This window comes from Collinsella aerofaciens (genome assembly GCF_039752985.1).
Lineage (GTDB): Bacteria > Actinomycetota > Coriobacteriia > Coriobacteriales > Coriobacteriaceae > Collinsella > Collinsella aerofaciens_BT.
In genome coordinates this window covers 1-5,098 of record NZ_JBDMHA010000090.1, presented here as the reverse complement: position 1 = coordinate 5,098, position 5,098 = coordinate 1, and the positions used below count along the sequence as shown (strand labels likewise).

The following is a 5,098-nucleotide window of genomic DNA, read 5'->3' as shown; positions in this document are numbered from 1 at the left end:
CCCGTGGACACATAGGAGCGGAAGGCAAAGCTCGCAAAGTTATTCTTTTTGAGCATGCGGCCGAGCGACTGGTTGAGCGTGGAGTTAACCACGGCAGAAACGAGCATTGCCAGCGAAGAGCCCAGCACCACGTACCAGGTGCCGCCGATGGTGGCGTTAAGGGCAGTGTTGACCTCGATCATGCCCGTGTCGTAGTAGGCGCCCCACATGCCGGGCGTGAGCGAGCATGCCCAAAAGCACAGACTCACGGCCAGGTTGACCAGCAGCGCGAGGATAGAGATTTTGATGGATGCCTTGGCGCCAAAGCGCTTGCAGATCATGTCCTGGCACAAAAACGAAACCCAGCTCACCACAAAGCCACAGTCGAGCGCCAGATATGGCAGGCTGATGAGCTCTTTGTTGGCCAGCAGGTTCATCATGATGACGCTCACGAAAAACAGCGAAACCGTTGCCGCGGGAATGCTCCGCAGCAGGACCTTGTAGTCCTCCATGACCTTCTTGATCATTATGTACTCCTTTGGTTTTAGGTTTAACGAGCAGGATATCGGACCCGAACTGCTCGGACGCCCCGGTCTTGAGACGACGGTGGGTATGATAGCCGCTCGCGCGGCATCAGGCAAGCAATCGGCGCGGCAGCCCCGCAGGGCCACCGCGCCGATGCGTTAAAACGCTACGTTGCCAAACTCCGACAGGATAAGGTCGGGGTTGTGGTCGGTTGCCCAATCCACGTTCCACGGGCTCGTGAACAGCAGCAGCTTACCGCCGCGCATGTCCTCGACACGCAGGGTGTCGCGCGTGAGCGAAAGGCCCGGGATATCAATAGTGTCGGGGTCGTTCTGGATCCAGCGGATATCGGTATAGGGCAACGGCTGGCGACGAACCTCAACACGGTATTCGGCCTTGAGGCGGCGCTCGAGCACCTCAAACTGCAGCACGCCGACCACGCCCACGATGACGCTTTCCATGCCGGCACCCAGTTCGCGGAAGATCTGGATAGCACCCTCTTGGGCAAGCTCCTCCATGCCCTTGACGAACTGCTTGCGCTTGAGCGTGTCGACCTGCGTAATGCGAGCGAACATCTCGGGGGCAAACGTCGGGATCTGCGGATACTGCACGTGGCGCTTGCCAGAGCACACAGTGTCGCCGATGCTAAAGATACCCGGATCGAACAGGCCCACGATATCGCCCGCGTACGCCTCGTCAACAATCGCACGGTCATCGGCCATCATCGAGGTGCCAGTAGCAAGCTTAAGCTTGCGGTTGCCCTGCACGTGGAAGGCGTCCATGCCGCGCTCGAACTTGCCCGAGCAAATGCGCACAAAGGCGATGCGGTCGCGGTGGTTCTTGTCCATGTTGGCCTGGATCTTAAACACAAAGCCGCTAAAGTCGTCGCGGCAGGGATCGACCGGCTCGCTGGTGAGCGTATCGGTATAGGCGCGCGGCGTCGGGGCCAGACGCAGGAACTCCTTGAGGAAGGGCTCCACGCCAAAGTTGGTGAGCGCCGAGCCAAAGAACGCCGGGCTCAGCTTGCCGCAGGCCACAGCATCCAAGTCGAGCTCGTCGCCAGCGCCATCGAGCAGCTCGATGTCGTCCATCAGGTTCTTATGGTTCTCCTCGCCGATGAGCTCATCCATGGCAGGGTCGCCCAGCTCGGCCTCGACCTCGGCGACCTTCTTGGTGGCGTTGGCGTGGCCGTCGCCCTCGAAGGCAATGACGCGACGGGTCTTACGATCGAACACGCCGCGGAAGTTGCGGCCGCTGCCGATCGGCCAGTTCATGGGATACGTATTGATGCCCAGGACGTTCTCGATCTCTTCCATGAGCTCAAACGGATCGCGAGCCTCGTGGTCGAGCTTGTTCACAAAGGTGAAGATGGGAATGTGGCGCAGCGTACAGACCTTAAAGAGCTTTTTGGTCTGGGCCTCGACGCCCTTGGCGCCGTCGATGACCATAACAGCAGCGTCGGCGGCCATAAGGGTACGGTAGGTATCCTCCGAGAAGTCCTGGTGGCCGGGGGTATCGAGGATGTTGACGCAGGCGCCGTTGTAGGTGAACTGCAGCACCGAGGAAGTAACGGAAATACCGCGCTCCTTCTCGATGTCCATCCAGTCCGAGACGGCATGCTTGGCCGAGCTCTTGCCCTTGACCGAGCCGGCAGTCTGGATGCTGCCGGTATAGAGCAGCAGCTTCTCGGTAAGTGTGGTCTTACCGGCGTCCGGGTGGCTGATGATCGCGAATGTGCGGCGCGACGAGATTTCATCCGACAGGCTTGCCATGCGGATCCTTTCTTGCATTGAGTGCATTACGTCGTTGTAACCGTACTATTGTAGCCGCGAAATCTCGCTCTAGGGCGCCTATCAGGACAAATTCATCAGTCAGAACGTGAACGGCTAGTTATCGAAAGTATTCTGCAGCAGACTGTCTCAATCTGTAACAGCAGGCGACCCAAAACGGACCCAGGCGTTACAGATTGAGAAAAACAAACTTGCCCGCCGACACAATCTCAATCTGTAACATCTGGCCGCCCAAATTGGGTCTAGCTGTTACAAATCGAGATAAACGGAAAGGCAGGCAGCCAATGTCTCGTTCTGTAACATCTAGCCGCGCAAATCGACTCTTACTGTTACAGATTGAGACAAATAGGCAGGCGGGAAAATAACATCTCAATCTGTAACAGCTGGCGACCAAAAACGGATCCAGATGTTACAGATTGAGATTGTTTTGGAGCAAGCGCGGCGCCGATGGTCTATTCCACATTTAGCTCTTGCATAACTGTGCATAGTGTATATATACTGTGCTTACCGGTTATATACACGTGTAGCCCAACAGCTAAGGAGCCGCTGTGGACATCATCCTATCCAATTCGAGCGATAAGCCCATCTACGAACAGATATCCTCGCAGGTCAAAGCTCAAATCCTTTCGGGCACGCTCACTGCGGGAGCCAAACTCCCCAGCATCCGTGCGCTCGCGAGCGATCTTGGCGTGAGCGTCATCACCACCAAGCGCGCCTACGCCGACCTAGAGCAACTCGGGTTTATCTGCACCGTGCAGGGCAAGGGCTGCTTTGTCGCCGAGGGCAACCAGGAACTCTTGCGCGAAAACCAGCTCTGCCATATCGAAGAGCTACTTGCGAAAGCGGCGAGCCAAGCCGAAACCCTGGGCGTCACGCGCGACAAACTGCACGAGATGCTCGACCTGGTAGCCCCCGAAACCATGCAGTAGCCATCTGCAAGAAAGGCTATACCATGCAAAACTTGCTTGAACTCAAAGGCATCTCACACGCTGTAAGCGACCGCTTTTCGCTGCGCGACGTCACGCTTGCCGTGGAGCCTGGCCAGATCATCGGCTTTGTTGGTGCCAACGGTGCTGGCAAAACAACGACGATTCGAGCTGCTCTCGGGCTTATAAAGCTCGATGCCGGCGAAGTGCACCTATTTGGGCAGCGCTGTGGCGCCGACGCGCCCGATGAGTCGCAACGCCATCTACGCTCCCGCGTCGGTCTTGTCCTGGACACGTGCCCCTTCCCCTCCACGCTCAAGGTGGGCCAGATCGAGTCGCTCGTAGGCCCAGCGTACCCCACGTGGGACCGCGAAACGTTCGCCGGATTCATCAACCGATTTGGCCTCGATCCCAAGACAAAGGTCAAGGACCTCTCCCGCGGCATGGGCATGAAACTTCAGCTTGCCTGTGCGCTCAGCCACAAGGCCAAGCTGCTCGTTTTGGACGAAGCCACCGCGGGCCTCGATCCCATGGCACGCGAGGAGCTGCTCGATGAGCTGCTTGCCTTTGTCGCCGACGGTCAGCGCAGCGTGCTGCTCTCGAGTCACATTACGTCCGACCTCGATCGCACCGCTGATCGCGTCATCTGCATCGATAATGGCTCGATTATTTTTGACCTGCCGCGTGAGGATATTACCGACCGCGCTGGCATCGCCCACTGCACCCAATCGCAGGCTGCCGAGCTTATGGCTTGCGTCGAAGGCGCCCGTGCCGCCCGTCACGCCTACAGCGTGGACGTACTCGTACCCAACCGTCGCGAAACGCTCGAGGCCTTTCCCGAGATTCCCTGCGATCGGGCAACCATTGATGACTATCTGCGCCTCATACTGAAAGGGGCTTCGAAATGAAACGCGCCTTTATGTCCGAACTCGCCATCGTTCGCACGCTCATCCCGAGCATTGCGGGCGTCGGCTTGTTCATCTTCGTTGTGCTGACGCTCGTCAACGCGTCGGATGGCGATTCCGGTATGAGCGCCGGCGCCTGCGCCGTCAGTGCCATGTCGCCCATCATAGTCATGAACTCACTGGCCGGTTTCGACAATCAAAACGGTTGGGAGCGCTACCGGGCAACGCTGCCCTTCTCGCGCAAAGACATCATCCGCGCACGCTACCTGAGCGTTATTGTCTTCTCCGCCCTCATGGCATGTGCAGCTACGCTTTTGAGCATCGCCTCCATCCCGCTCTTCAATGGCGCGGGCATTCCTTCGACGGGACAGACGGTCTTTGAAATCGCAATCGCCTCGGCAGCATCGATGCTCATCTCCCTCATGATGGTGTTTTTGGCACAGCCGCTGTTCTTTCGATTTGGACACATGGAGGCGCTGCGCCTATCCGTTGGCCTGTTTGCCATGCTCGGATGCCTTGCCATGGCCACGCTGAGCTCCTCCAACCCCATCAGCAACTGGCTCATGTCGATTGCCGGAGCGAATCCCGACCCTGCCGTTCTGGGCTGTCTGTGTGCAGGCATCGCCGCACTTGCCCTCGCGCTATGTGCAATCAGCTGCGCCGTCAGCACCAAGGTCTATCGGGCACGCGACCTGTAATCGACAGCCAAAGGGCTTGGGCTGCACGCCACCTCATTTACTAGATAAGACGAAGCAACAACAACGCCGCCGCCCTTCGAAGCATGCCGTTTAGATCTTGGAAACCAAAGAGAAGTCGACAGCATATCGACAATTCGAGCCTTAACCAAATGGTTCCCCGGAACATGGCCCCCGTCTCGCCGCGGCCATATCAAACCTTCATGGTGGGGCGGTATCCTCATGTCCATAAAACTCGCAGGATAAACCCATTATCCAAGGAGGTACCGCACCCGTGT

The 5,098-nt window shown here is 58.0% G+C and carries 5 protein-coding genes; 3 read left to right on the top strand and 2 right to left on the bottom strand.

Annotated features, from left to right (window positions below):
- Both ABHR76_RS09350 and ABHR76_RS09345 read right to left on the bottom strand, forming a co-directional pair.
- Nucleotides 1–506 (bottom strand): VUT family protein (locus ABHR76_RS09350; RefSeq protein WP_346977503.1); only part of this gene is annotated, 506 nt, incomplete at its 3' end.
- 156 nt (nucleotides 507–662) lie between these two features.
- Nucleotides 663–2,276 carry a peptide chain release factor 3 gene (locus ABHR76_RS09345; protein WP_346977501.1) on the bottom strand — a complete coding sequence of 538 codons (1,614 nt, stop codon included), beginning with the start codon at nucleotides 2,274–2,276 and terminating at the stop codon, nucleotides 663–665.
- A gap of 566 nt (nucleotides 2,277–2,842) precedes the next feature.
- Between ABHR76_RS09345 and ABHR76_RS09340 the strand changes: the two genes are divergently transcribed.
- Genes ABHR76_RS09340 through ABHR76_RS09330 form a run of 3 tightly spaced genes read left to right on the top strand, consistent with a single transcriptional unit; the run spans nucleotide 2,843 to nucleotide 4,823 of the window.
- The gene (locus tag ABHR76_RS09340) at nucleotides 2,843–3,223 is read left to right on the top strand and encodes a GntR family transcriptional regulator (RefSeq protein ID WP_055309996.1); all 381 of its coding nucleotides are present in this window, start codon (nucleotides 2,843–2,845) and stop codon (nucleotides 3,221–3,223) included.
- Between the two features lie 23 nt (nucleotides 3,224–3,246).
- Nucleotides 3,247–4,128, top strand: a complete 882-nt coding sequence (locus ABHR76_RS09335; protein ID WP_346977500.1) for an ABC transporter ATP-binding protein — start codon at nucleotides 3,247–3,249, stop codon at nucleotides 4,126–4,128.
- A complete protein-coding gene (locus ABHR76_RS09330; RefSeq protein ID WP_346977498.1) occupies nucleotides 4,125–4,823 on the top strand; it encodes an ABC-2 transporter permease in 699 nt (232 codons plus the stop codon). Before ABHR76_RS09335 ends, ABHR76_RS09330 begins: the two co-directional genes overlap by 4 nt.
- Nucleotides 4,824–5,098 lie beyond the last annotated feature (275 nt).